Origin of the sequence: Lentzea fradiae (genome assembly GCF_900100955.1) — a bacterium.
GTDB classification, from domain to species: Bacteria; Actinomycetota; Actinomycetes; order Mycobacteriales; family Pseudonocardiaceae; genus Lentzea; species Lentzea fradiae.
In genome coordinates this window covers 377,109-402,458 of the sequence record NZ_FNCC01000006.1, presented here as the reverse complement: position 1 = coordinate 402,458, position 25,350 = coordinate 377,109, and the positions used below count along the sequence as shown (strand labels likewise).

At 70.1% G+C, this 25,350-nt stretch carries 26 protein-coding genes; 18 read left to right on the top strand and 8 right to left on the bottom strand.

The genetic code is table 11. From position 1 onward, the window contains the following. Genes BLT23_RS16510 through BLT23_RS16495 form a run of 4 tightly spaced genes read left to right on the top strand, consistent with a single transcriptional unit; the run spans window position 1 to window position 3,098 of the window. On the top strand, window positions 1-411 hold the full coding sequence (locus BLT23_RS16510) for a 6-pyruvoyl trahydropterin synthase family protein (protein ID WP_090050112.1): 411 nt from the start codon (window positions 1-3) through the stop codon (window positions 409-411). Then, window positions 389-1,360, top strand: a complete 972-nt coding sequence (locus tag BLT23_RS16505; RefSeq protein ID WP_245743994.1) for a glycosyltransferase family 4 protein — start codon at window positions 389-391, stop codon at window positions 1,358-1,360. The genes BLT23_RS16510 and BLT23_RS16505 overlap by 23 nt, the downstream gene beginning before the upstream one ends. Then, entirely contained in the window at window positions 1,357-2,136 is a 780-nt protein-coding gene (locus tag BLT23_RS16500; protein WP_090050108.1) for a class I SAM-dependent methyltransferase, read from the top strand. The genes BLT23_RS16505 and BLT23_RS16500 overlap by 4 nt, the downstream gene beginning before the upstream one ends. Continuing rightward, the gene (locus tag BLT23_RS16495; protein WP_090050106.1) at window positions 2,136-3,098 is read left to right on the top strand and encodes a lysylphosphatidylglycerol synthase transmembrane domain-containing protein; all 963 of its coding nucleotides are present in this window, start codon (window positions 2,136-2,138) and stop codon (window positions 3,096-3,098) included. Before BLT23_RS16500 ends, BLT23_RS16495 begins: the two co-directional genes overlap by 1 nt. Here BLT23_RS16495 and BLT23_RS16490 read toward each other — a convergent pair. Beyond that, window positions 3,012-3,704 (bottom strand): creatininase family protein, encoded by a 693-nt coding sequence (locus BLT23_RS16490; protein ID WP_090050104.1) that lies wholly within the window; start codon window positions 3,702-3,704, stop codon window positions 3,012-3,014. The two genes, BLT23_RS16495 and BLT23_RS16490, sit on opposite strands and share 87 nt — an antisense overlap. Continuing rightward, window positions 3,691-4,674 carry a zinc-dependent alcohol dehydrogenase gene (locus tag BLT23_RS16485; RefSeq protein ID WP_090050102.1) on the bottom strand — a complete coding sequence of 328 codons (984 nt, stop codon included), beginning with the start codon at window positions 4,672-4,674 and terminating at the stop codon, window positions 3,691-3,693. The genes BLT23_RS16490 and BLT23_RS16485 overlap by 14 nt, the downstream gene beginning before the upstream one ends. A gap of 41 nt (window positions 4,675-4,715) precedes the next feature. Between BLT23_RS16485 and BLT23_RS16480 the strand changes: the two genes are divergently transcribed. After that, window positions 4,716-5,450, top strand: coding sequence for a CDP-alcohol phosphatidyltransferase family protein (locus BLT23_RS16480; RefSeq protein WP_090050100.1), 735 nt, complete (start codon window positions 4,716-4,718; stop codon window positions 5,448-5,450). Next, window positions 5,443-5,847 (top strand): DoxX family protein, encoded by a 405-nt coding sequence (locus tag BLT23_RS16475; protein ID WP_090050098.1) that lies wholly within the window; start codon window positions 5,443-5,445, stop codon window positions 5,845-5,847. The genes BLT23_RS16480 and BLT23_RS16475 overlap by 8 nt, the downstream gene beginning before the upstream one ends. Here the strand turns inward: BLT23_RS16475 and BLT23_RS16470 are convergent. Continuing rightward, window positions 5,825-6,490 (bottom strand): RibD family protein, encoded by a 666-nt coding sequence (locus BLT23_RS16470; RefSeq protein WP_090050095.1) that lies wholly within the window; start codon window positions 6,488-6,490, stop codon window positions 5,825-5,827. The two genes, BLT23_RS16475 and BLT23_RS16470, sit on opposite strands and share 23 nt — an antisense overlap. A gap of 77 nt (window positions 6,491-6,567) precedes the next feature. Here BLT23_RS16470 and BLT23_RS16465 point away from each other — a divergent pair, with 77 nt between their 5' ends. Beyond that, window positions 6,568-8,148 carry an alkaline phosphatase family protein gene (locus BLT23_RS16465; protein WP_090050093.1) on the top strand — a complete coding sequence of 527 codons (1,581 nt, stop codon included), beginning with the start codon at window positions 6,568-6,570 and terminating at the stop codon, window positions 8,146-8,148. A 16-nt stretch (window positions 8,149-8,164) separates the two neighbouring features. Here the strand turns inward: BLT23_RS16465 and BLT23_RS16460 are convergent, their stop codons facing one another. Beyond that, the gene (locus BLT23_RS16460; protein WP_090050091.1) at window positions 8,165-8,692 is read right to left on the bottom strand and encodes a DinB family protein; all 528 of its coding nucleotides are present in this window, start codon (window positions 8,690-8,692) and stop codon (window positions 8,165-8,167) included. A gap of 161 nt (window positions 8,693-8,853) precedes the next feature. Next, window positions 8,854-9,042, bottom strand: coding sequence for a hypothetical protein (locus tag BLT23_RS16455; protein ID WP_090050089.1), 189 nt, complete (start codon window positions 9,040-9,042; stop codon window positions 8,854-8,856). A 118-nt stretch (window positions 9,043-9,160) separates the two neighbouring features. Between BLT23_RS16455 and BLT23_RS16450 the strand changes: the two genes are divergently transcribed. After that, window positions 9,161-9,646, top strand: coding sequence for a phosphatase PAP2 family protein (locus BLT23_RS16450; RefSeq protein WP_176946774.1), 486 nt, complete (start codon window positions 9,161-9,163; stop codon window positions 9,644-9,646). 40 nt (window positions 9,647-9,686) lie between these two features. Here BLT23_RS16450 and BLT23_RS16445 read toward each other — a convergent pair whose 3' ends face one another. Together BLT23_RS16445 and BLT23_RS16440 are read right to left on the bottom strand one after the other, a co-directional pair. After that, complete coding sequence (locus tag BLT23_RS16445; RefSeq protein ID WP_090050084.1) at window positions 9,687-11,279, bottom strand: solute symporter family protein; 1,593 nt, start codon at window positions 11,277-11,279, stop codon at window positions 9,687-9,689. A 3-nt stretch (window positions 11,280-11,282) separates the two neighbouring features. Beyond that, window positions 11,283-11,699, bottom strand: a complete 417-nt coding sequence (locus BLT23_RS16440; RefSeq protein ID WP_090050082.1) for a DUF485 domain-containing protein — start codon at window positions 11,697-11,699, stop codon at window positions 11,283-11,285. Between the two features lie 275 nt (window positions 11,700-11,974). Between BLT23_RS16440 and BLT23_RS16435 the strand changes: the two genes are divergently transcribed. The 9 genes from BLT23_RS16435 to BLT23_RS16400 all read left to right on the top strand — a co-directional run bounded on the left by BLT23_RS16435 (window position 11,975) and on the right by BLT23_RS16400 (window position 23,400). Continuing rightward, a complete protein-coding gene (locus BLT23_RS16435) occupies window positions 11,975-13,360 on the top strand; it encodes an OFA family MFS transporter (RefSeq protein ID WP_425434386.1) in 1,386 nt (461 codons plus the stop codon). Further along, entirely contained in the window at window positions 13,357-13,464 is a 108-nt protein-coding gene (locus BLT23_RS42260; RefSeq protein ID WP_425434384.1) for an MFS transporter small subunit, read from the top strand. Before BLT23_RS16435 ends, BLT23_RS42260 begins: the two co-directional genes overlap by 4 nt. Next, window positions 13,464-15,530, top strand: a complete 2,067-nt coding sequence (locus BLT23_RS16430; RefSeq protein WP_090050076.1) for a sensor histidine kinase — start codon at window positions 13,464-13,466, stop codon at window positions 15,528-15,530. The genes BLT23_RS42260 and BLT23_RS16430 overlap by 1 nt, the downstream gene beginning before the upstream one ends. Then, window positions 15,527-15,925: a roadblock/LC7 domain-containing protein gene (locus BLT23_RS16425; protein ID WP_090050074.1), complete on the top strand. Its 399-nt coding sequence runs from the start codon at window positions 15,527-15,529 to the stop codon at window positions 15,923-15,925. Before BLT23_RS16430 ends, BLT23_RS16425 begins: the two co-directional genes overlap by 4 nt. Next, window positions 15,922-16,455 carry a DUF742 domain-containing protein gene (locus BLT23_RS16420; RefSeq protein ID WP_245743993.1) on the top strand — a complete coding sequence of 178 codons (534 nt, stop codon included), beginning with the start codon at window positions 15,922-15,924 and terminating at the stop codon, window positions 16,453-16,455. The genes BLT23_RS16425 and BLT23_RS16420 overlap by 4 nt, the downstream gene beginning before the upstream one ends. Window positions 16,456-16,525: 70 nt before the next feature. After that, window positions 16,526-17,113 carry a nitroreductase family protein gene (locus tag BLT23_RS16415; protein WP_090050071.1) on the top strand — a complete coding sequence of 196 codons (588 nt, stop codon included), beginning with the start codon at window positions 16,526-16,528 and terminating at the stop codon, window positions 17,111-17,113. After that, entirely contained in the window at window positions 17,104-20,034 is a 2,931-nt protein-coding gene (locus BLT23_RS16410) for an AfsR/SARP family transcriptional regulator (protein ID WP_090050069.1), read from the top strand. The genes BLT23_RS16415 and BLT23_RS16410 overlap by 10 nt, the downstream gene beginning before the upstream one ends. Window positions 20,035-20,564: 530 nt before the next feature. After that, on the top strand, window positions 20,565-21,113 hold the full coding sequence (locus tag BLT23_RS16405) for a Uma2 family endonuclease (RefSeq protein WP_090050067.1): 549 nt from the start codon (window positions 20,565-20,567) through the stop codon (window positions 21,111-21,113). A 139-nt stretch (window positions 21,114-21,252) separates the two neighbouring features. After that, the gene (locus tag BLT23_RS16400) at window positions 21,253-23,400 is read left to right on the top strand and encodes a terpene synthase family protein (protein ID WP_090050065.1); all 2,148 of its coding nucleotides are present in this window, start codon (window positions 21,253-21,255) and stop codon (window positions 23,398-23,400) included. On the opposite strand, the gene BLT23_RS16395 is transcribed toward BLT23_RS16400, so the two are convergent. Continuing rightward, a complete protein-coding gene (locus BLT23_RS16395) occupies window positions 23,378-24,367 on the bottom strand; it encodes an alpha/beta hydrolase (protein WP_090050433.1) in 990 nt (329 codons plus the stop codon). The genes BLT23_RS16400 and BLT23_RS16395 overlap by 23 nt on opposite strands. Window positions 24,368-24,527: 160 nt before the next feature. On the opposite strand from BLT23_RS16395, the gene BLT23_RS16390 reads away from it, so the two are divergent. Next, the gene (locus tag BLT23_RS16390) at window positions 24,528-25,346 is read left to right on the top strand and encodes an SAM-dependent methyltransferase (RefSeq protein ID WP_090050063.1); all 819 of its coding nucleotides are present in this window, start codon (window positions 24,528-24,530) and stop codon (window positions 25,344-25,346) included. Window positions 25,347-25,350: the final 4 nt, after the last annotated feature.

Below are 25,350 nucleotides of genomic sequence, written 5' to 3'. Positions count from 1 at the left end.
CTGTTCAGCATCACCGTCCGCGATCACGTCATGATCGCCCACAGTTTCCGCGGCGAGGTCTTCGGTCCGGCACAACGTCTGCATGGGGCAACGTTCCTGGTGGACGCGACGTTCAAACGTGCCGAGCTCGATTCGGACAACATCGTCGTCGACATCGGACTCGCGACCCAGGAGCTGAACAAGGTCCTGGCGGCGTTCAACTACCGCAACCTCGACGAAGAACCGCAGTTCGCGGGCATCAACACCTCGACGGAGTGGCTCGCGAAGCACATCGCGGACCAGCTCGCGGAGAAGATCTCCGAGGGTGCCCTGGGCGAGGGTGCGCACGGCATCGATGGGATCAGCGTCACACTCCACGAGTCCCACGTGGCGTGGGCGAGCTACGAACGTGCGCTTCGTCCTTCCGGCTGACGTCGGCGACCCGGCCGGTCCCAGCGGAGGCAACGTCTACGACCTGCGCGTCGGCGCGGGCATGGACCACCTGCTCGTCGCCGGGACCTGGCCGCGGCCCGCTGACACCGGACCGCTGGAGCAAACGCTTGCGGGCATCCCGGACGGTGAGGTCGTCCTGGTCGACGGCCTCGTCGCCTGCGGGGTGCCGGAGGTCGTCGTGCCGCACGCCCGGCGCCTGCGGCTCGTCGTGCTCGTGCACCTGCCGCTCGCCGACGAGACGGGGCTCGACCCGGCGACCGCCCGGTTCCTGGACGGCTGCGAGCGCGAGGTCCTGCGGGCCGCGAGCGCGGTCGTCGCGACGAGCCCGGCGGCCGCCCGCGACATCAGGATCCGGCACGGTCTCGCCGCGGTCCACGTCGTCGTCCCCGGCACCGACCCGGCGCCGCTCGCGACGGGGACCGACGGCGTCCACCACCTGCTCTGCGTCGCGTCGGTCACACCCCGCAAAGGCCACGACGTGCTGATCAGCGCGTTGCGGAAGGTCGAAGCCGACTGGCGGCTCACCTGCGTGGGCCCGCACGGGCCGTTCCTGCGCGAGCTGCCGCGCGACGAGCGCGTCAGCTTCACCGGGCCGCTCACCGGCGAGGCGCTGACCAGCGCGTACGACCGCGCGGACCTGTTCGTGCTGGCCTCCCGCGCCGAGACGTACGGCATGGTCGTCACCGAGGCGCTCGCCCGCGGTCTGCCGGTGATCGCGAGTGCTGTCCCGGACGCGCTGGGGGACGGCGGACTGCTCGTCCGATCGGGTGACGTGAGCGCCTGGGAAGGCGCGTTGACCTGCTGGTTCAACGACCAGCGGTTCCGGGACGAGCTGCGCGCCCGCGCCCGGTCGCGACGCCGTTCTCTGTCCACTTGGGACGTGTCCACAGAGGACCTGCGGAGGGTGCTGGCTACTCTGCCGCCATGACCTTCGCCCCGGAATGGCTGGCACTGCGGGAAACCGCCGACGCGCGAGCGCGCTCGGCCGGGCTCGTGGAGATCGTCCGCGAAACTCTGGTGAACCGAACCCCCCTGACGATCCGTGACCTCGGGTGTGGAACGGGATCGATGGGACGATGGCTCGCCGGGAGACTCGGCGGCGCGCAGCACTGGGTGCTGCACGACCGCGACCCCCGGCTGCTCGCGCTGGCGGAGGCCGGCATGAACGCCGTCGAGAACGTCACCGCCGAGACGCGGGAGGGCGACCTCACGACGCTGCGTGCCGCCGACCTCGCGGGCGCCGACCTCCTCACCTGCTCCGCGTTGCTCGACCTGCTCACCGCGGACGAGGTGAACGCTCTGGCCGCCGCCTCCGTAGAAGCACATGTGCCCGCCTTGTTCACGCTCTCGGTCGCCGGCCGGGTCGAGTTCGACCCGGCCGACCCGCTCGACGTCGCCTTCCAGGACGCGTTCAACGCCCACCAGCGCCGCGTCGTGGACGGACGGCGGCTCCTCGGGCCGGACGCACCGGCCGTCGCGGAGGAGGCGTTCCGCGCCTTGGGTGCGACGGTCCACACGGCACCGAGCCCTTGGCGCACGCACGGCGACGCCCTGCAGGCCGAGTGGCTGAAGGGCTGGGTCGGCGCCGCAGTGGAGCAGGAACCCGCACTCGCCACCGAGGCCGCCGACTACCTGCGCCGCAGGTCGACGGTGTCCGCTGTGGTCCACCACGTCGACCTGCTGGCAATACCGGGAGCTGTGTGATGAAGAAGTTCTGGCCGTGGCTCCGTCTCGTGCTGGCGGCGGCGATCCTCGTCGGCCTGGGCCTGCGCCTGGGCACGGGGGCGTTCGTCGACGGGCTGCGCGCGATCGACGCGCACTCCGTCGCCGCCGCGCTCGCGATCGGGCTCGTGACGACGGTGGCCAGCGCCGGGCGCTGGGTGATCGTCGCCCGCCGCCTCGGCCTGACGCTGTGCCTGCGCGGCGCGATCAGCGACTACTACCGGGCGCAGCTCATCAACGCCGTCCTGCCCGCGGGCGTGCTCGGCGACGTGCACCGCGCGCTCAACCACGGCCGCGAGTCCGGTGACGTCGGACGGGGTGTGCGCGCCGTGTTCTTCGAGCGGTTCGCCGGGCAGGTCGTGCTCATCGGGATCGGCCTCGCGGTGCTGCTCGCCTACCCCGCTCCCGGTCTGGACCTCGGCCTGGACGGCGCCACGGCCGGGCTCGCCGTCGCCGGACTGGCCGCCGCGCTGGTCGCCGGCTGGTTCGTCCGGCCGGTGCGCCGCGTCCTCGTCGCCACGCTCGCCGACGGCATCCGCCTGCTGTCGCTGCGGACCTGGCCCGCGCTCGTCGCGCTGTCGGCGGCGGCGGTCGCGGGCTACGTGGCGATGTTCGTCGTGGCGGCCCGCGCCGCCGGGGCGGACGCGACGGTGGCGCAGCTCGCGCCGGTCGTGGTGCTGGCGCTGCTGATCATGGCGATCCCGGTCAACATCGGCGGGTTCGGGCCGCGCGAGGCGTTTCTCGCGGTGGCGTTCGGCGCCGCCGGGTTCGGCGCCCAGCAGGGCTTCACCACCGGCGTCGTCTACGGCGTGCTGGCGCTGGTCGCCGCGCTGCCCGGTTCCGTCGTGCTGTTCCTGTCACGCCGTGCCGAGGTCGAACAGGCCGAGGTAGTTCCCGAAGGACTCGGTCAGACCCGCGAGCAGCAGCTCGCCCTTGCGCGCTGACGCGAGGGACGGACGCCCGACCACGCCGGAGGACGTGTACGGGGCCAGCCCCAGGGTGAGCATGTGCCTGCGGTCCTCCGCCAGGTGGTCGGAGCTCTCGTAGCCGGGCCGGAGGAGGTCGGGGTGGGCGTGCAGGAGGACGGACGTCTCCAGTTCGCCCGCGTGCATGTCGCTGAAAGCCGGGGTCTCGATCCCGGCCTTCTCCCGCGCGAACGCCCAGTCGTCGCGGCCGGGGAACAGCGCCAGCCCTTCGCCCTCCTGCACGACGTTCTGCAGGACGTAGTTGCCGCCGTGGCCGTTCACCAGCACGAGGCCCGTGACTCCGGTGCGCCGCAGGGAGGCCGCGATGTCCGTGACCACTGAGATGAGCGTGCTGGCGGTGATGCTGACGGTGCCCGCCCAGTCCGCGTGCTCCTGCGAGCAGGAGAACTGGATCGGCGGCAGCAGCCGCACCGGGTACCGCGCCGCGATCTCCGACGCGATGGTCCACGCGATCACCGAGTCGGTGGCGAGCGGCAGGTGCGGGCCGTGCTGCTCGGTGCTGCCGACCGGGAGCACGGCCACCCGCCGGTCGCGGACGTCGACGGTCGTGTCACTCGGGAACATGACCGAGACCGTAGTCAATCCGGTGACACAGCGCCGGAATCGTGCCGTCGGCCAGCTTCGGCAGCACGTCCGGCAGCTCCTCGAACGGGCTGCTGCCGGTGACCAGCGCGTCGAACCTGGCGTCGGCGAGCAGGTCGAGCGCGAGCGCCATGCGTTCGGCGTAGGAGCGGTCGGGACGGCCGACGGTGCCGACCTGGCTGCTGCGGATCGTCAGCCGCTTCGAGTGGAAGAACTCGCCCAGCGGCACGGCGATCTTCCGGTCCCCGTACCAGCTCAGCTCGACGACCCTCCCTTCCGGCGCGAGCAGGCCGAGCGCGGTCGTGAGGCCCGCTTCCGTCGCGCTGGCGTGGAAGACGAGGTCGCAGTCGCCGAGAGCGTTGCCCGGCAAGGCGAAACCGACGCCGAGTGCCCGCGCGGTCGCCTCACGGGCCGGGTCGGCGTCCACCAGCTCGACGCGGGCGCCGGGGAACGTCGCCAGCACCGCCGCGATGCTCGACCCGACCATGCCCCCGCCGACGACGGCGATCCGGTCGCCGATCAACGGCCGCGCGTCCCACACCGCGTTCACCGCGGTCTCGACGGTGCCCGCCAGCACCGCGCGGGCGGCGGGAACGGCGTCCGGCACGGGCGTGACGGCCGATTCCGGGACCACGTAACGGGTCTGGTGCGGGTACAGGCAGAACACCGTGCGCCCGCGCAGTCGTTCGGGGCCATGTTCAACGACACCCACGTTGAGGTACCCGTACTTCACCGGCCACGGGAAGTCGCCCTCCTGGAAGGGAGCCCTCATCACCGCGTACTGGTTCTCCGGGACACCTCCGCGGTGCACGAGCGTCTCCGTGCCGCGGCTGACCCCCGAGAACAGCGTGCGCACCTCGACCTCGCCCGGGCCGGGCTCCGCCAGCTCCGCCGGACGGACTTCACCTCTTCCGGATTCATTGAGCCAGAACGCACTCGCCGTACGTGTCACTCACAACACCTCCGCCGCACGAAGTTCGTTAGGGGCACCTGATGATCACACTTCAGCACACCAGGACTCCCGTCGTCGTACGGGAGCCCGCAGCCTGGGCCGTCGCGCAGGTGCTCCTGCTGGCCGTGGTGGGGGCGACCGCGGGCCTCGGGCCGCTCGGCTGGGCCGCCGGCCTCGCCTACGGGTTCGCCACGTGGGCGTTCCTCGGCTACGGCATGCAGCGCCACCGCACCCGCTCGCTCGGTCCCGCCGACCGCGTCACGCTGGCGCGGGGCCTGCTGGTCGGCGCGGTGACGGCGCTGGTCGCCGACCGGGCGGGTGAGGACGTGCCGGTCGGGCTGGTCGTGACGCTCGCCGCCGTCGCGCTGTCGCTCGACTGGGTGGACGGCCAGGTCGCCCGCCGCACGGGTACGTCGTCGCAGCTCGGCGCCCGGTTCGACATGGAGGTCGACGCGTTCCTGATCCTGGTGCTCAGCGCGTACGTCGCCGTGCAGATGGGGCCGTGGGTGCTCGCGATCGGCCTGATGCGGTATGTGTTCGTGGCCGCCTCGTGGCGTCTGCGCTGGCTGAACGCGCCGCTGCCGGCCAGCTACGCGCGCAAGACGGTGGCGGCGGTGCAGGGGATCTTCCTCGTCGTCGCGGCGTCAGGGCTGCTGCCGTTCGCGGTGGCGCTCGTGGGTCTCGCCCTGGCGTCCCTGGTGTGGTCGTTCGGGCGGGACGTGCTCTGGTTGTGGAACAACTCGGCGGTCGCGGTGGGACAATCCCGCCATGTCTGAGCAGACCTCGACCGCGGCGAAGATCGGCAACATCGTCGTCTGGATCTTGCAGATCGTGCTCGCGTGGCAGTTCTTCATGAACGGCTACGCGTTGTTCACCGACCAGTTCGTCGCGAAGTTCGACGACATCGGCCTCGGTCAGTGGTTCCGCTACGCCACCGGCGTGCTGGAGATCGCGACCGCCGTCGGACTGCTCGTCCCGCGCATCTGCGGCCTGGCGGCGCTCGCGCTCGCGGGCATCATGACCGGCGCGGCGCTCACCGAGGTCTTCCTGGTGACCAACGGCGGTCTCGACGACGCGAAGCTGCCGCTGATCTACGTCGTGTGGGCGCTGGTGATCGCGGTCTACCGCCGCGAGCAGATCCTCGGTGCTCTCACCGTGGCGAAGAAGAAGTGACCTTCGGCAGGTAGCGCAGCACGGCGACGTCCCCGACCTTCGAGACCTCCTCCAGGTGGAACCGGCGTGCCGGTCCACCGGGGAACTCGGCGGGGTTCACGAACCGCGGTGCCGCCGCCTGCCCGATCAGCATCGGCGCCACCGCGATCCGGATCTCGTCCGCGAGACCGGCTTCGAGGAACGCGGTGTGGATGCTCGTGCCGCCCTCGACCATGAGCCTTTTCATGCCGCGTGCGCCCAGGTCGTCGAGGACGTCAGGGAAACCGCGGAAGAGCTTCGTCTCCGCGAGGTGGTCCACAGTGGTCCGCTCGCTGCACGTGTAGACCAGCCGCTCGCCGCCGCAGTGCCAGAACCGCAGGTCAGGGTCGAGATCACCGCTGCGGGTGACGGTGACCCGCAAAGGGTACTCGGGCTTTCCCTCGGCTATTCTGCGTGCGCGTCGTTCCTCGCTGTACACGAGCAGTCGCGCGTCGTCGCGGCGCAACGTCTCCGCCCCGGCCAGGATCGCGTCGGACTCCGCTCGCAACCGGTCGACGTGGTCGAAGTCCTCGGCGTTGGACAGCGGAAACCTCTCGGTCCCGCGGTCGTCGATGTGGCCGTCGAGGCTGACGGCGACGCTGAGCAGAACGTGCGGGCGGGTCACGAACCGATCGTAGAGCAGTTGAACCGGCCGCGTGCCGCGCCGCGTTTACCTCGTAGGTCAGGGGAAAGGGGAGCTCGGTGAGGGTGTTGCTGCGCCGGACGGCCACCGTGCTGGCAGGGCTGTTCGTGGTGTTCGTGCTCATCGCGCCGAGCGACCTGGAGAAGTTCACGCCCGAGGCGTTCCTGCGGGTGCCGCTCGAAGGTCTCGTCGGCGTCATGGTGCTCGTGCTGCTGCCGGACCGGGTTCGCGGGCCCGCCGCCGTCGCGGGCGGTGTCGCGCTGGGACTGTTCACCGTCGTCAAGATCATGGACATCGGGTTCGACGTGGTGCTGTACCGGCCGTTCGACCTCGTGCTGGACTGGCCGCTGCTGGTGCCCGCACTCGACTTCGTGGACGTGACGTTCGGCCGGGCCGCCTCCGTGCTGGCCGTGGCGCTCACGGTCGTGCTGGTGGCCGGGATCGTCTGGCTGGCAACGGTTTCGGTGGTGCGGCTGAGCACCGTCGCCGCCGCACGGCGCCCCGTCACGACACGTGCGGTCGCGGCGGCGGCCGTGCTGTGCGTTTCGCTTGCGGTGCCGGGGATTCCGGTCTACTCCGACTCCGCCGCGACGGCACTCGTCGACCACGCCCGGCGCGTCAAGGTCGGCCTGCACGACCAGGAGGCGTTCGCCGCGGAGGCGTCCGTGGACGCGTTCCGCGACCGCCCGGGGCTGCTGTCGGCGTTGCAGGGCAAGGACGTCGTGTTCACGTTCGTCGAGAGCTACGGCAAGTCCGCGCTCGACATGCCGGACGTGGCGGCGAAACTCGCCGACGGCGACGCGCGCCTGACCGCCGCCGGGTACTCGGCGCGCTCGGCTTTCCTGACGTCGCCGACGGCCGGTGGTGGCAGCTGGATGGCGCAGGCGACGCTGCTGTCCGGGCTGTGGATCGACAACCAGCAGCGCTACCGCAACCTCGTGGCGTCGGACCGGCTGTCGCTGCCGCGCGCGTTCCGCGAGGCGTCGTGGCGTTCGGTCGGCGTGGTCCCCGGCATCACGCAGGCGTGGCCGGAAGGGGACTTCTTCCACTACGACGAGATCTACCCCGCGCAGAAGCTCGGGTACGCAGGTCCGCGCTTCGGCTACGCGACCACACCCGACCAGTTCACGCTGGAGTCGTTCCAGCGCAACGAACGCGCGAAGCAGCACGGTCCGGTGATGGCCGCGATCCCGATGGTGTCCTCGCACGCGCCGTGGTCGCCCACGCCGGACTTCGTCGACTGGGAGGAGCTCGGCGACGGGTCGGTCTACGCGACGATGCCCGCCTCGGACGACCCGCCGGAGTCGATCTTCGGCCGCGACCCGGCCGCGGTGCGCGCCGACTACGCGCACTCGATCTCGTACTCGCTGGAGTCGGTGGTCTCCTACGTCGAGCGGTACGGCGACGAGAACCTCGTCCTGGTGTTCCTCGGCGACCACCAGCCGGCGCAGATGGTGACCGGCGAGGGGGCGTCGCGGGACGTGCCGATCACCATCGTGGCCAAGGACCCCGCCGTGCTGGAGCAGGTGGGGTCGTGGCGCTGGGACGACGGGCTCAAGCCGGGAGGAACGGCCCCGGTGTCGCGCATGAGCGACTTCCGCGACCAGTTCCTCTCGACCTTCAGCCCGCCGGTGGCCTGACGGTCAGCCCACCACGTCAGCCCATCGTCTTCTGGCCGTCGATCGTCTCGCGGATGATGTCCGCGTGGCCCGCGTGCTGCGCGGTCTCGGCGACGATGTGCACGAGCACGCGCCGCGCCGACCACGTCTTGCCCTCGGGGAACCACGGGGCGGACGGCAGCGGGTGCGCCAGGTCGAGGTCGACGGTCTCGACGAGCTTGTCGGTGTAGGCCGCGACCTCGGCGTACCGGGCGAGCAGGCCGTCCAGGGTCTCGCCGGGCGCCATCCGGAAGTTCGCCTCGTGGGTCTCGTGCGCGTCGGCACCGGGCTCCATCGCCGAGGTGCCCTGCTCGATGAACCGGACCCAGCTCTCCTCGACCGACGTGACGTGCTTGATCAGCCCGCCGATGCTCAGGGCGCTGGCGGTCGGGCTGGCCGCGGCCTGCTCGTCGGTCAGGCCCTGCGCGGTGAACGTGAAGAGGAAGCGGTGCTGCTGGAGGGTCTCGAGCAGCACCGCGCGCTCACCGGTGAGGGTCGCGCCGGTGAGGATCTCGGTGGTGGTCATCGTTTTTCCTTCGCTCGTTCGTCCCGACACACAGGACTCTAGAACCGCTTGAGGTCAGCTTGTGTCCTAGACGAACGCCCGCTCGAGCGGGACTCGAGCGGGATTCGAGCGATCTCGCGATGACCTGGCGTGACTCGGCGTGAGCCGCCCGGACGGGTGTCTCAGCGGGTCAGGTACCCGTCGTCCGGCCGGTCGACGCGGCCACCGCCCTCCTCGGTCTCCTCGACGTGCATGGCGGTCTCCTCGGGCGCGGTGACGTGCCCACCGGCCTCTTCGACCGCGACGGCGTCCGGTTCGTCGTCGACGGGCTCGCCGCCGCCTTCCGGGGTGGTGAACTGGTGCTCGGTCATGCCCTCGTGGTTTCCGGCGGACCGGGGACGCAAACCCGAGCCCCGCCGCCGGGGTGGAGGTGTCACGGAAACCAACGGCGGAAGTCACCCCGATGAGCGGTTCGCTAAATTCGGACGGGTGACCTGGCTTGTGATCGGTACCGACGCCGTGCTGTTCGTGTTCGCGTTGATGTTCCTGGCGTTGTGGTTCCGCCACCGGCTGAGGGCGATTCTCGCCGGTTGCGGCGTGGTGGTGGCCTACGGCGTCAGCGAGGTGGTCAAGCTCGTCGTGCAGGAGGACAGGCCCTGCAGGACGCGGCCGTCGCTCGCGGAGTGCCCCGAGGTCGGGGACTGGTCGTTCCCCAGCAACCACTCGGTGATCGCGGGCTCGTCCGCGATGGCCATCTGGTTCCTGCACCGCACCTACGGCTGGATCGCCGCGGTCTGCGCGCTGCTGGCGGCCTCGTCGCGGGTGATCGTCGGCGTCCACTACGTGCACGACGTGCTGGCGGGCCTGACGCTCGGGGCGCTGGTGTCGTGGGGGATCGCCGTGCTGCTGGACCGGTGGCAGCGGTCCAGGACCCCGGACGACGCGCCGACGGTGGTGATGCCCCGGCTGCGCTGACGTGCGCCGGTGACCCGCCACGAGCGCGGGTCACCGGTGTTCAGGAGCCGGTGCCGCCCTTGACGCCGATGCCCGCGATGGCCCTGACCTCCATCTCCGCCGCGAGCGCCGCCTTGTCGGCGTCCGGCTTGGAGAGGATCGTCGCCACGAACCCGCACAGGAACGAGAACGGGATCGACACGATGCCCGGGTTGCCCAGCGGGAACCACGCGAAGTCGACGTCCGGGAAGATCGACGTCCGCGAGCCGGACAGCACCGGCGAGAAGAGGATGAGCACCAGGCACGAGCCCAGGCCGCCGTAGATGCTCCACAGCGTGCCGACGGTGTTGAAGCGCCGCCAGAAGATCGTGTACAGGATCGTCGACAGGTTCGCCGACGCCGCGAGCGCCAGTGCCAGCGACACGAGGAACGCGACGTTCTGCCCGTTCGCCGCGATGCCGCCGATGATCGACAGGGCGCCGACGACGACGGCGGTCAGCCGGGCCACCCGGATCTCGCGGCGCGGCTCGGCGTCGCCGCGCTTGATGACGTTGGCGTAGACGTCGTGCGCGAACGAGGCGGACGCGGCCAGCGTGAGACCCGCGACCACCGCGAGGATCGTCGCGAACGCCACCGCGGACACGATGCCCAGCAGGACCGCGCCGCCGATGCGGAACGCGAGCAGCGGCGCGGCGGAGTTCTCGCCACCCGGCGCCGCGGCGATCGTGTCGGTGCCGACCAGCGCCATCGCGCCGAAGCCGATCACCAGCGTGCACAGGTAGAAGATGACCATCGTCCAGGTCGCCCACACGACCGACCGGCGGGCCTCGACGGCGTTGGGCACCGTGTAGAAGCGCATCAGCACGTGCGGCAGCGACGCGATGCCCAGCACGAGCGACAGCGCCAGCGAGACGAAGTCCAGTTTGGACATCGCGCTGAAGCCGTACTTCGCGCCGGGGTCGAGGACGGCGGCGCCGAGCTCGTTGTTCTCGGCGGCCTGCTGCATGATCGCAGACAGGCTCAGCCCGAACTTGCCCAGCAGGAAGACCGTCATCGTGGTCACGCAGAGCAGCAGCAGGACGGCCTTGATGATCTGCACCCACGTGGTGCCCTTCATGCCGCCGATCAGCACGTAGGCCACCATGATCATGCCGACCAGCGCGATCAGCAGCGCCTGGCCCCACTTCGAGGTCACGTCGAGCAGCAACGCGACCAGACCGCCGGCGCCCGCCATCTGCGCGATCATGTAGAAGAACGAGATCACCAGCGTCGCGTTCGCCGCCGCCGCGCGGACGGGACGCTGCCGCATCCGGAACGCCAGCACGTCGCCCACGGTGAAGCGGCCGGTGTTGCGCAGGCCCTCCGCGATCAGCAGCAGGCCGACGAGCCACGCGACGACCCAGCCGACCGAGTACAGGAAGCCGTCGTAGCCGTGCGCCGCGATGCCGCCGGAGATGCCGAGGAACGACGCGGCGGACAGGAAGTCGCCGGAGAGCGCCACGCCGTTCTGCGCGCCGGTGAACGAGCCGCCGGCGGCGTAGTAGTCCGACGCCGTCACGTTGCGGCTGCTGGCCCGGTAGACGACGTACAGGGTGATCAGGACGAACACCGCGAAGACGCTGAGGTTCAGCACCGGGTTGCCGGTGGTGGGCATGCCTTACTCCTCGACGCCCGTCTTCTCGGCGAGCAATTTCCGCTGCGGGTCCAGTCGTCGCTTTGCGTAACGGGAATAACCGAGCGTGATGATGATCGAAGTCACGAACTGGCCCAGGCCCAGCAGGATGCCGAGGTTGACCACGCCGATCACCTTGGTGCTGACGAAGTCTTTCGCGTAGGCCGACAGCAGCACGAAGGTCAGGTAGGACGTCAGGAATAGGGCGGTCATCGGGAAGATGAACGTGGTCAGCCGCCGCCGGAGCGCCCTGAATTCGTCCGTCTGCCGAATGGCCTCGTAGTTCGGTTTGCCGTTCGAATCGACGTACGACAAAGTCGCGGGGTCGTCGAACGACGCGAAACCCCGGATTTCCCGGTACTCCTGCAGCGTTTCGCCAGGCGACCGGATCGCCTTGGTCATGTGCCCCTACCCCTCGTGTGCGGCAACACTCTAGCGGGCGACCGTGCGCAGTCAACGCGTCCGCGGGCCGGAAAACGGGAGAAACCGGACCGCGGCGGGAGGTGACCAGAACAATCTTCATTCGTCTCAAATGGTTTGTCGCGGGTGTTGTACTGCGGGGACGCCCGGCAGTTGCGCGCTGTGCAACGAGGATCGACAGGTTCCGGCCGTTGTCGCATGTGTACTGCTGGCCTAGGATCGTTCGGTCCGCGTTTATGGCGACGGTTGGGGATAAAGTGGGGTTCTTAGCGCGCGAACGGCAGGTCGCGCCTCCCGGATGGAACCGCTGGCTCGTTCCGCCCGCGGCACTGGCGATTCATCTCTCCATTGGCCAGGCATACGCCTGGAGCGTCTTCAAGACGCCCCTGGAAAAGTCCCTGGGCATCACCGGAACGCAGTCCGCGCTGCCCTTCCAGCTCGGCATCGTCATGCTCGGGCTCTCCGCCGCCGTGCTCGGCACGACCGTCGAACGCCGCGGCCCGCGCTGGGCCATGCTGATGTCCCTGCTGGCCTTCTGCTCCGGCCTGCTGATCTCCGCCGCCGGCGTCTGGGCCGGGATGTACTGGGTCGTCGTCGTGGGCTACGGCCTGATCGGCGGCATCGGCCTCGGCATCGGCTACATCTCCCCGGTCTCCACGCTGATCAAGTGGTTCCCCGACCGCCCCGGCATGGCCACCGGCATCGCGATCATGGGCTTCGGCGGCGGCGCGCTGATCGCGTCGCCCTGGTCGATCTCGATGCTCAAGGCGTTCGGCGAGGAGACCACCACCGGCATCAGCCAGGCGTTCCTGGTGCACGGCCTCGTCTACGCGGTCTTCATGAGCCTCGGCGTGCTGCTGATCCGCCTGCCCTCCCCGGAGTTCACCGCGGAGAAGGAAGCACTGCTCAAGGACCGCCCCAAGGCCACCGTCGCGTTCAACGTCTCCGCGAACAACGCCATCAAGACTCCGCAGTTCTGGCTGCTGTGGGTCGTGCTGTGCTTCAACGTCACCGCGGGCATCGGCATCCTGGAGAAGGCATCGCCGATGCTGGTCGGCTTCTTCGATGGATCGCCGACACCGATTACCGTGACGGCCGCGTCCGGGTTCGTGGCGCTGCTGTCCGCCGCCAACATGGCAGGCCGGTTCGTCTGGTCGTCCACTTCGGACGTCGTGGGCCGCAAGAACATCTACCGCGTCTACCTCGGCGTCGGCGCCCTGCTCTACCTGGTGCTGCTGACCGTCGGCTCGACCAGCACGCCGCTGTTCGTCGTGGCCGCGATGGTGATCCTGTCGTTCTACGGCGCGGGCTTCGCGACCGTCCCCGCCTACCTGCGCGACCTGTTCGGCACCTACCAGGTCGGCGCCATCCACGGCAGGCTGCTGACCGCCTGGTCGGTGGCGGGCGTGCTCGGCCCGCTGATCGTCAACGCCATCGCGGACGCGGGCAAGAGCGCCGGGCGCACCGGACCGGACTTGTACGCGACGTCGTTCTACATCATGATCTCGCTGCTGGTCGTCGGGTTCGTCGCGAACGAGCTGATCCGCCCGGTCGACCCGAGGTTCCACGAACCCGCGGCCGAGGACGGCGCCGGAGCGGGCGCGGCCGGCACCCAGGACTCGGAAAGCGTGGTGAAGAAGTGAGCTCCCAGCGCTTGTTGCTGATCGGTGCGTGGCTGTGGGTGGGCGTTCCGCTCGCCTACGGCCTGTACCGGCTCTTCCTGAACGCGGCCAAGCTCTTCGTCTGATGCTGAAGACCATCCTGAACTGGCGCAACTGGCGCCTGCCGGTGAAGCTCGCCGCGGTGTTGATCGTCCCGGTCCTCATCGCGGTGGGCGCCGGCGTCGTGGTCATCCAGTCGCAGATCGAGCGCGCCGAGTCGTACGCGACCCTGCAGCGGCAGGTGAAGGTCCGCTCCGCCCTCATCCCGGTGATCGGCGGCGTGCAGGCCGAACGCCGCCTCATGGCGGAGGAGGCCGAGCGGCAGGCGGTGGCCGACCAGGGCCGCCGCACCGACGAGGCCCGCGCGGTGCTGCGCGAGCAGATCGCCAAGACCGCGCTCAGCGACGTCGTCACCGCCCGCATGGCCGACGTCCAGGCCCGCGTCGGCGACCTGGCCGCGCTGCGCGAGCGGTTCGACGACACGCCCGCCGTGGTGAAGGTCTACACCGAGCTGATCGACTCGATGCTCGACGTCGACGAGGTGCTCGCGAGCGAGTTCGGCGACGCCGCGCTGCTGCGCACGGCGATGGGCCTGCACCACGTCCTGCACGTGCAGGAACAGGTCTACTACCAGCAGGCCGTCGTGCTGACCGGCCTCACCCGCGGCGCGCTCGTCGCCGCCGAGGTGCGCTCGCTGCTGGAGTCGAACGTCAAGCTCGGCTACATCGCGGGAGAGTTCGCGGCGCTCGCGACCCCCGAGCAGCTCAGCGACTACGGGACGCAGTTCAACGGCCCGGACATCGAGGCCCAGCGCAGGATGCTGTCCGCGGCGCTGCTGCACCCGCCCTCGGACGGCGCGAACGCGGGCAAAGCGGGCAAGCTGCCGATCTCGGCACCGGAGTGGACCAAGGCGTCCGGTGCGGTCGGCACGGCGCTGGACACCGTCATCGACAGCATGCAGTCCGACCTGCGCGACACCGCGAACCGCCTGCGCGAGGAGACCAGCGACGCCGCCGGTGCCGCGGCGGTCATCCTGTTCGCCAGCCTGATCCTGGCCGCGTCCGTCGGCTTCGTCGTCGGCCGCTACCTGCTGCACTCGCTGAACGAGCTGCGCCGCTCCGCCCTGGACGTCGCCTGGCACACGCTGCCGGAGACGGTCAAGACCGGCAGGGGCAGCACCCAGATCGAGCCGGTGCCGGTGCACACCACCGAGGAGCTCGGCCAGGTGGCCCGCGCGTTCGACGAGGTGCACCAGCAGGCCGTGCGCTCGGTCCTCGAACAGGCCGGGATGCGCGCCAACATGCGCAACATCTTCGTGAACCTCTCGCGCCGCAGCCAAAGCCTCGTCGAACGCCAGCTCAAGCTGATGGAAGAGCTGGAGAAGTACGAGGAGGACCCGGACCAGCTCGCGAACCTCTTCAAGCTCGACCACCTCGCCACCCGCATGCGCCGCAACAACGAGAACCTCATGGTGCTCTCCGGCGGCGACGTGGCACGCCGCTTCCACAAGCCGATCCCGCTGACCGACGTGCTGCGCGCGGCGGCCGCCGAGATCGAGCAGTACCAGCGGGTGACCGTGCACACCGCGCCGAACGCCGAGGTCGTCGGCTACGTCGCGAGCGACCTCGTCCGCCTGCTCGCCGAGCTGCTCGACAACGCCACGGCGTTCTCGCCACCGCACACCCAGGTGTCGATCAGCGCCCAGATCGAGGCGGGCGACATCGTGCAGATCGACGTCGTCGACCACGGCATCGGCATCGACCAGGAGGCGCTGGGCGTCGTGAACGAACGCCTCGCCGCCGCGGGCGAGGGTGCGGACGTGCAGGTCTTCCGCGAGATGGGACTCTTCGTCGTCGGCAGGCTCGCCGCGCGCCACCAGATCGTGGTACGTCTGGACGCTCAGCAGGGCAGGGGAACTCGCGCGATCGTGTTGGTTCCCGCCGAACTGGCCCCACGGCGCGAGGAGTCCTGGGAGTCTTTCCGCGGGGAAGCGATCGAAAATCAGGCATCCTGGTTCCAGGGGCCGCCTGGAGCACTACCGAAGCGTCCCCCGGCAACCGCGCGGCAGACACCGGAGTCCGCCCGAGGATTCCTCAACGCGTTCCAGAGCGGGGTGCAGCGAGGGCAACCCGACCACCAGGAGAGTCGATGAGCACGCAGGTGGACCAGTTCGGCTGGCTGGTCACCAACTTCGCCGAACGCACGCCCGGCATCGAGCACGCGACCGTGATCTCGGCCGACGGCTTGGTGCTGATCACGTCGTCGAAGCTCTCGTCCCACGTCGCCACGCAGTTCGCGGCGATCGTGGCGGGCGTGGTCTCGCTCGCCGAGTCCGCGTCCCAGTGCTTCGCCGGCGAGGCCGTCGTGCGCACCGTCGTGCAGATGGAACGCGGCGTCATGCTGCTGTCGTCGATCAGCGACGGCTCCGTCCTCGCGGTGCTGGCGTCACAGGGCTGCGACGTCGCCCAGGTCGCCTACGAGATGACCGTGGTCGTCCGCCAGGTGGGCCAGCTGCTCACACCGGAGCTGAGGGCCGAGCTGGCATGAGCGGCGAACCAGGGGAGAAGGTCAACTTCGGTGACCTGATCAGTGGTTTCAGCTTCGACAGCGAACGCATCCGCAAGCGCGGCAGGAAGAAGCCCCAGCGCGCCCCCGACCCGGTGCAGGAGCAGCCGGACCCGTACGCCACGGCGGTGTTCGAGCCGGTGCCACCGCTGCCGTCGATCGAGCCCGCCGTCGAGACGTCCTCGTCGATCGTGCGCGCGTACGCGTGGACCGGCGGCCGGACGATCTCCGAGGTCAACCTCGAGATCGAGTCGCTCGTGCAGGTCAACGACCGCTCGTCCACGGCGGTCCGGCCAGAGCACCAGGACGTGCTGGCCCTGTGCCACTCGCCCCGGTCCGTCGCGGAGATCGCGGCGCTGCGCGGGTTGCCGCTGGGGGTGACCAAGGTGCTGCTCGGGGACATGGCGGTCAACGGGTTGATCGACGTGCACCGGACCGCTTCGTCTTACGGGGACGAGCGGCCGGACGGGGAGCTGCTGGAGCGGGTGCTGGCCGGGCTGAGGCGGCTTTAGCGCCGGTTTCGCGCGCCCTGCGGAGTCGGTGTGCGCTGCTACGGTCGGATCACAGCCTGGAGGGGGAACGATGGAGTTTCAGGACGTGGTCCGGCGGCGGCGGATGGTCCGGAAGTTCACGGACGAGCCGGTCGCCGAGGAGAGTGTGCGGCGGATCATGCGGAACGCCGTGCGCGGGCCGTCTGCCGGGTTCTCGCAGGGGCAGGGGTTCCTGGTGTTGCAGGGGGAGGACGTTCAGAGGTTCGCCGCGAAGTTCGAGTGGTGGAGCAACGAGGACGTCAAGAAGGCGCCCGTGCTCGTCATCCCGTTCTCGGCCAAGGACGTGTACCTCGACCGGTATGCGCAGGCCGACAAGGGGTGGACCGACCGCGACGAGAACCACTGGCCCGTGCCCTACTGGGACATCGACACGGGCATGGCCGCGTTGCTGATCCTGCAGACGGCGGTGGACGAGGGGCTGGGGGCCGTGTTCTTCGGGACGAGCCGGGACGAGTGGCCTGCGATCCGGGCGGAGTTCGGGGTGCCGGAGAGCTACTCGCCGATCGGGGTGATCGCCATCGGGCATCCCGCTGAGACGGGGGTGTCGGACGGGGCGTCGCCTCGGACCCGGCAGCGGCGGCCCTTCGACGAGGTTGTGCACTGGGGCCAGTGGGGGTGAGGTCGTTCTGCCTGCTCGGCCCGCTGGAGGTGGTGGTCGGCGGGCGGCGGGTGCTCGTTCCGGTGGGGAAGCGGCGGATCGTGCTCGCGGCCCTGCTGATGCGGCCAGGGCAGGTGGTCGGGGTGGACGAGCTCGTCGAGCTGGCCGGTGGGTCGCGAAACGCGTTGCAGACGGCGGTCGGGCGGTTGCGGGAGGACCTCGGTGCGCCCGGGCTGGTGCTGACGAAGCCCGGTGGGTATCTGTTGGACGTCCGGCCTGAGGAGGTCGACGTTCATCGGTTCGAGACGCTGCCGCCGCGTGAGGCGTTGGCGTTGTGGCGCGGGCGGCCGTTCTCGGACATCGGGTGCGACGCGCTGGAACGCGACCACGTGCCTGGGTTGACGGAGAAGTACCTCGCGACGCTGGAGGCGCGGATCGAGGAGGATCTGCGTTGCGGGCGGCACGAGCAGTTGGTGGCGGAGCTGCGTGCGCTCACCGGGCGGTATCCCACCAGGGAGCGGATGTGGGCGCAGCTCGTGGTCGCGCTGCACCGGTGTGACCGGCAGACGGAGGCGTTGCAGGCGTACGAGGACGTTCGGCGGCGGCTCGCGGATGAGCTGGGGCTTGATCCCGGCAAGGACCTGCAGCTGGCGCATCGGCAGGTGTTGACCGCCGACAACCGGCCGCGTGCGCGCAACGACCTGCCCGGTGACATCGCCGACTTCGCCGGGCGAGCCGGAGATCTGGAAGATGTCCTGGCGGCCGTGCCGTCCGGAGGTGTTGCCATCACGGCCATCGACGGCATGGCGGGCATCGGCAAGACGACGTTGGCCGTGCGTGCGGCGCACCGGTTGGCGGCACGGTTCCCAGACGCCCAGCTGTTCGTGGACCTGCATTCGTACACGGCCGGTGTCGAGCCCCGGACGCCGTCCGACGCGCTGCTGGAGTTGTTGACGGCGTTGGGCGTGCCGGCGCAGGAGATACCGGACGGGGTGGACGCGCGGGCTGCTCGGTGGCGGGCGGAGATGGCGCACCGGAAGGCGCTCGTGGTGCTCGACAACGCGGGCAGCGCCGCCCAGGTCCGGCCCTTGTTGCCTGGTGCCGGGCTGGTGCTCGTGACCAGCAGGCGGCGGCTGGTCGACCTTGATGTCGCGCACACGGTGTCGTTGGACGTTCTGTCCGAAGAGGACGCACTGGGTCTGCTCGGGAACATCGTGGGCGACAAGGGGAGTGTGGAGGAACGCCGGGCGATCGTGCGGCTGTGCGGGTACCTGCCGCTGGCGGTGCGAATTGTGGGTGCGCGGTGGCGCACACGGCCCGCTTGGGCGGCGCGGGACGTCATCCGTCGGTTGACCGAGCAGCGGCTGCCCGAGCTGGCGGCTGGGGAGCGGAGTGTCGCGGGCGCGTTCGCGTTGTCCTATCAGCAGCTGACGGGTGAGCAGCGGAAGTTGTTCCGGCGCTTGGGGTTGCACACGGGGGAGGACTGGGACGTTTACCTGGCCGCCGCGGTGATCGGCTCGACGCGGGCGGAGGCCGAGCGGGTGCTGGACGAGCTGCTGGACGTGCATCTGGTGCAGCAGAAGGAAAACGGCCGCTACCGGTTCCACGACCTGCTCGCCGACCACGCCAAGGCGTCGGTCGAGCCGGAGGAGAGGACCGAGGCGATCACCCGGATCCTCGACCACTACCTGCTCGGTGCGGAGGACTCCACCCGCCGGATCGACCCGGGGCGGCCGAGGTTCCCCTCTGCCGTCACCTACGAGCCGGTCGACCGGCCGGTCTTCGCCACCACGGTCGAGGCGCTCGCGTGGCAGGAGGCGGAGCGGCTGAACCTGAAGGCGGCGGTGTACCTCGCCGCGTACGAGGGCCACTACCGGCACGCGTGGCAGCTGCCCCAGCGTTTCGCGCACCACCTGCTGCTGCACGGGTCCGGTCGTGAGCGAGTCGAGCTGCAGAGCGTCGCGCTGGCCGCCGCGCGTGCTCTCGGTGACCTGAAGGCACGTGCGGAGGCGTTGCGCGGTCTGGGGGCCGCGTACATGGACGACGGCGACCCGAAGGCCGAGGAGCATCTGCGCGAGGCGGTCGGCCTCATGGCGCAGATCGGGGACCTGGGCGGTGAGGCGTCGGTGCTGGGCCTGCTCGGCATGATGGCGCGGGAGCGGCGCGAGTACGACAAGTCGATGGAGCACTTCGAACGCGGGCTCGTGCTGATGCGGCAGGTGGACGCGCCGGCCGGGGTGGCCAACGCGCTGCACAACATCGGCATCAACCACGCCGAGCTGGGGCGGCCCGAGCAGGCTCTCGCGCACATGCGCGAGGCTCTCGCGCTGGTGGCCGACCACGGCGACATCCTCGAAGTCGCGGTGACGTTGCACAACATCGCGCACGTGCACTTCGACACCTTCCAGGACGACGAGTGCCTGGCGTGCATGGAGAAGTCGCTGGACGCCTACCGCGAGTCCGGTGACCGGCGGGGGCAGGCGCTCGCCCTCGGCGAGTTCGCCTACTGGCGTTACGAGATGGGCGACCTCGCCGCCGCGGGAGAACTGGCGCGCGAGGTGGCGAGCCTGTGCAGGGGCTACACGAACCTGCCGGACGACCAAGCGGTGCTGGCGGCGATGGAGAGGGCGCGCGACCACGTCGGGCAGATATCGCTGCACCTGGCGCTGTCGATCTCGGCCCAGGCGGACGGCCGTCCCGCCGCGGCGATCGGTCACCTGCGGCGGTGCCTGGAGCTCGTGAAGGTGCGCCGCTGGTGGAGTGAGCACCGGCTGCTCGCGCAGCTCTCCCTCGCGCACCTGGCGAGCGGGGACCGGGAGGCCGCCGTCCGGTACGGCGAGGCGGCGGTGGCGGCCGCCGGAAGCAGCCACCAGCCCCGTGGCATCGCCTTCGCGCAGTCGGCTCTGGCTAGAGCCACAGCGCCAGCAGCACCATCGCCGTGACTCCCGCCGCCACCAACGCGAACGCGGTGTACTGAGCTGCTCGGTCCTTCGCGGTGCGCATCCCCGGCTCCCCTCGGTGGTGGTGCCACCGAGGGTGGGACGGGCCGTCCCCACGCCGTCCCCACCCCGATCACACGGGCCAGCGGGAAATGCGCGGGCGCATTCCGTGAAGTCGGGACGCGCTATTGCTCCAAGCGAGTGCTTGGCTGGTGGAGGAGATTCGGTTAGGGTCGCTTTCGCGGGCAATCGGCTCGGGTGGCGGCGTTATCGAAAATCGCCCGAAAATTGATCATAAATTAGCCGGTTGTTCGGTTGAGACCATCGTGCTGCTCCGTCCGGGTGGCCGCCTTCACGGCTGGACCAGCCGCTGCTCACCCTGCGGGACGGTGGTGACGGGCGGGTGTGCGTGCAGTGGTGCGGGGTCGGCCAAAAGGGGCTTGCGAGTCGTGCGAATCGGACCAGTCTTGTCTAATGGCATCGCCGGGTCCGCTCCGGCGGACGGTGGCCTCGACCAGGGGGTGGAACGCACCATGGGTGGTGTCCCGACGTTTCCCCACGGCAGGCCGCTGACGTGGGCGGACCTGGAGGCGATGCCTGATGACGGGCACCGTTTCGAACTCGTCGACGGGGTGCTGGTCATGAGCCCGTCACCCCGCCCGGTCCACCAGCGCGTGGTCGCCCGCCTGCTGGTGGCGCTGACCGCTGTCTGCCCTCCGGAGCTCGAGGTCCTGCCCGCTCCGGTCGACGTCGTGCTCGCCGACGACACCGTCTTCATCCCGGACCTGGTGGTGGGGCGGCGTGAGCAGTTCACGCGGCAGGCGCTCATGGGGCCGCCCGTGCTGGCGGTCGAGGTGTTGTCGCCGCGGACCCGGCACGTGGACCTGGAGCTCAAGCGGGCGAAGTTCCAGGAGGTCGGGTGCGAGAACTACTGGATGATCGACTACGACGCCCCGTGGCTGCGGTGCCTGCACCTGGAGAACGGGGTGTACGCGGAACAGGCGCGGTCGGACGGTGACGAGATCGTCGAGCTGCAATTCCCGTTTGCGGTGAAGCTGAGCGCCGGGTCACTCGTGCGCTGAGTGCTCGCCGGCGCACACCGGTTCCTCTGAACGGGCGACAGAACTCCACCCCCGTGTGGATCATGGTCGCACCATCTGGCGTGTCCGAGCCGCGGCCTGGTTGCGTTCACCGCGTCACGCGCAACGCTCGGAGGTCCCATTGCAGCCGTTCCAGCTGCCGGAGTTCTACACGCCCTTCCCGGCCCGGCTGAACCCGAACCTCGACCGCGCCCGTGCGCACACGCGGGAGTGGGCGCGGGAGATGGACATGGTCGACGTCCCGCAGCACGGGACCGTCATCTGGACCGCCGAGGACCTGGAGGCGCACGACTACGCGTTGCTCTGCGCCTACACCCACCCCGACTGCGACGGCGAGACGCTCGACCTCATCACCGACTGGTACGTCTGGGTCTTCTACTTCGACGACCACTTCGTCGAGCTCTACAAGCGCAACCCGGACGTCCAGGGCGCGCAGGCGTACCTCGACCGGCTGCGGCTGTTCATGCCCGTCACCGGTGTCATCACCGAAGAGCCCGCCAACCCCGTCGAGAAGGGCCTGGCCGACCTGTGGCGGCGCACGGTCCCCGCGCATTCCCGCGACTGGCGCGAGCGGTTCGCCGAGAACACCAAGCACCTGCTCGACGAGTCGATGTGGGAGCTGCACAACATCAGCGCGAAGCGGCTGTCGAACCCGATCGAGTACGTCGAGATGCGCCGCAAGGTCGGGGGCGCGCCGTGGAGCGCGAACCTCGTCGAGCACGCCGTGGGGCTGGAGCTGCCGGCCCGGATCGCCCGCACCAGGCCGGTCAGGGTCCTCCGCGACACGTTCAGCGACGCCGTGCACCTGCGCAACGACCTGTTCTCCTACGAGCGCGAGGTGCTCGACGAGGGCGAGCTGTCCAACGGCGTGCTGGTGTTCGAGAAGTTCCTCGGCCTGCCCACGCAGGAGGCCGCGGAGGCCGTCAACGACCTGCTCACGTCCCGTCTGCACCAGTTCGAGCACACGGCGCTCACGGAGGTGCCGATCCTGCTGGAGGAGCACTCCGTCGACCCGGCGGGCCGTGCGGCCGTGCTGGGGTACGTGAAGGGCTTGCAGGACTGGCAGGCGGGCGGCCACGAGTGGCACCTGCGGTCGTCGCGGTACATGAACAGGGGCGTGCCGCTCGGCATGTCTGCGGCGAGCATCCTCGGCTCCTACGCCCGCACGATGCCGCAGCGGTTGCGCCAGCTGACCAGCACGCCCAAGGTCGTCGAGCCGTACGAGCTGCCGTCGTTCGACGTGCCGTTCCCGTTGTCGCTGAGCCCGCACCTCGACCGGGCCAGGGACGACGTCGCGCACTGGGCCGTCGAGCAGGGCTTCACCAGCGAGGGCGTGTGGGACGAGGACGGGCTGCGCGGCTTCGACTTCCCGCTGTGCTCGGCGGGCATCGACCCGGACGCGACCGAGCAGGAGCTGTTCCTGTCCGGCTGCTGGCTCACCTGGGGCACCTACGCCGACGACGCCTATCCGCTCTGGTTCGGCAAGACGCGCGACCTGGCCGGGCTGAAGACGGAGACCGCGCGGCTCAAGGAGTGCATGCCGCTCGACCTGGTGCAGACCGTCGTCCCCGCCAACGCGATGGAGCGGTCGCTGGCCGACCTGTGGCAGCGGACCGCCGCGCCGATGACGCCGTCGTTCCGCGCCACGTTCCGCACGACCGTGGAGGCGATGCTCGACAGCTGGGTGTGGGAAGTCGTCAACATGCACCACAACCGCATTCCGGACCCGGTCGACTACGTGGAAATGCGGCGCAGCACGTTCGGTTCGGAGCTGACGACGTCGCTCAGCCGTTTCTCGCATTCCGCGACGGTTCCGACGCACCTGTGGCAGACGCGGGTCGTGCAGACGATGGAACGGTCCGCCATGGATTACTGCACGATGCTCAACGACGTTTTCTCGTACCGGAAGGAGACGCAGTACGAGGGTGAGGTGCACAACATCGTGCGCGTCGTCGAGAACTTCCTCCAGGTGCCGCAGAAACGCGCGTTCGAGATCGCGTACGCGTTGATGGACGCCCGTCTCGACCAGTTCGTCAGGTCCGTCGAGACCGACCTGCCGCGGATGTTCGACGACCTCGCCCTGGACGCCTCGGCCCGTGCTGGGCTCACGAGGTACGCGGACGAGCTGAAGGACTGGATCATCGGCATCATCCACTGGCACGAGCAGACCAGCCGCTACGACGACGCGGGCATGTTCCCGGTCTTCCACCAGGGTCCGTCCGGCCTGGGCACGTCCGCGCTGCGCCTCACATCCCGAGTGTCGAGCTGAGCCACGACCGGGTGGCGTCGCGGTAGTCCTCGGCGTTGCGGTGCAGGGCGAGCGAGTGTCCCGCACCGGGCAGCACGTACGTCCGCAGCTGTGCCTGCGGCCGGTAGTACAGGGCTTCCTGGGCGCGCAGGCTCGCGGCGTTCGAACAGTCCCGCAACGCCAGGAGCCCGCAGAACAGCGCGTCCCGCGAGCCGACGGCCTGGAACACCGGCACGTCGATGCCGTGCGTGGAGGGCAGGACGATGCCGAACACCGCCACGGTTCCCATGCCGGGCACGGAGACCTGGTCCTTGGTCAGCTCGTCGGCGTCGACGACGAGCTGGTCGGCGGCGTCCATCGCGTAGAACAACGCGGACCGCGCGCCCGGCCGGGTCGTGAAGTACAGCGGGTCGCTGCCGAGCCGGGCGAGCAGGTCGTCGAGGAACACCGGCTGAAGTCCCAGCGCCGCACCGAGTGCGAGCACCGGGACGGCGGGCAGGTGAGTCATGCCGGACAGCACGACGCCGTCGACGTCGCGGTAGGTCGCGGCCTCGGCGGCCACGATGCCCGACCCGACGGAGTGCCCGACGATGACGACCTTCTCGTACGCGGTGCCGCCGACCCGTCCGGCTCGCAGGTGCTGCACGACCTCGTGCATCGAGCGCGCCTCGGCGGAGATCAGCAGCGGCAGGCTGGCGGGGTGCGAGGAGGCACCGGCGCCGAGCCGGTCCACGGCGAACGTCGCACGGCCTTCGCGCGCCATGTTCCGTTGGTACGAATAGGACTCCGGCACGCCGGGCAGGTCCCAGTAGGCGCGGTTGTACGTGCCGCCGTGCACCAGCAGCTGGATCGACCGCGGGTTCGCGCCGGCGGGTGTGCAGAGCTGCCCGGAGATCGTGGCGGTGCCGCCGAGGGGACCGGACACCGGGACGGTGGTGATGGTGCAGTCGGCACCGGCGGCGTGGGCGGCGGGCGTCAGCGAGCTCATCGCCAGCACCGCGGCGAGAACGGGAAGAAGTTTCACGGGTTCACCTTCTCGAACGACCCCGAACAACCTAGGGGGTGCGCCTCGGCGGTGGCGAGCAGATGCACACGAACGGAGGCGTGCGCCGGTCGACCGTCCTGGCACGCACGGATACGCTCACCCGGTGAGCAGCGACCTCGGGTGGGTACCGCCGGGTGTGGACACGACGGTGCCGTCACCGGCACGGGTGTACGACTACTGGCTCGGAGGCGGCCACAACTTCGCCCCGGACCGCGCGCTGGGGGAGAAGATCCTGCAGATCATGCCCGGCGTCCGCGATGCCGCGCGGCTGAACAGGTCGTTTTTGCGCAGGGCCGCGCTGCACATGGTCGAGAGCGGCGTGCGGCAGTTCCTCGACATCGGCTCCGGCATCCCGACCGTCGGCAACCTGCACGAGATCGTGCAGGCCGAGGCGCCCGACTGCCGGGTGGTCTACGTCGACCGCGACGAGGTCGCGGTGGCGCACAGCGAGCTCATCCTCGCGGGCAACGGCAACACGGCCGTGGTGCAGGCGGACCTGCGCGACGTGGACGCGATCTTCGACGCGGACCCGGCGCGCAAGCTCCTCGACCCCGACCAGCCGGTGGGCCTGTTCATGCTGCTGGTGCTGCACTTCGTCCCGGACGAGTGGGACCCGGCGGGACTCGTGGCGCGGTACCGCGACCGGTTGGCGCCCGGCAGCTTCCTCGCGCTGTCGCACGCGTCGGCGGAGGCCAAGCCCGACGGCATGGACGAGGCCGTGCAGGCGTACAACGTGCGCAGCAGCGCGAACCAGGCGTTCCCGCGCACCCACGACGAGGTGCTGGCGTACTTCGAGGGGTTCGACCTGGTGAACCCCGGCCTCGTCGGGTGCCCGTCGTGGCGGCCGGACGGCGAGGGCGACTTCGCGGCGAACCCGGCGATCAACGAGGTCCCGTTCGCGGGGGTCGCCGTCAAACCCTGAGCGC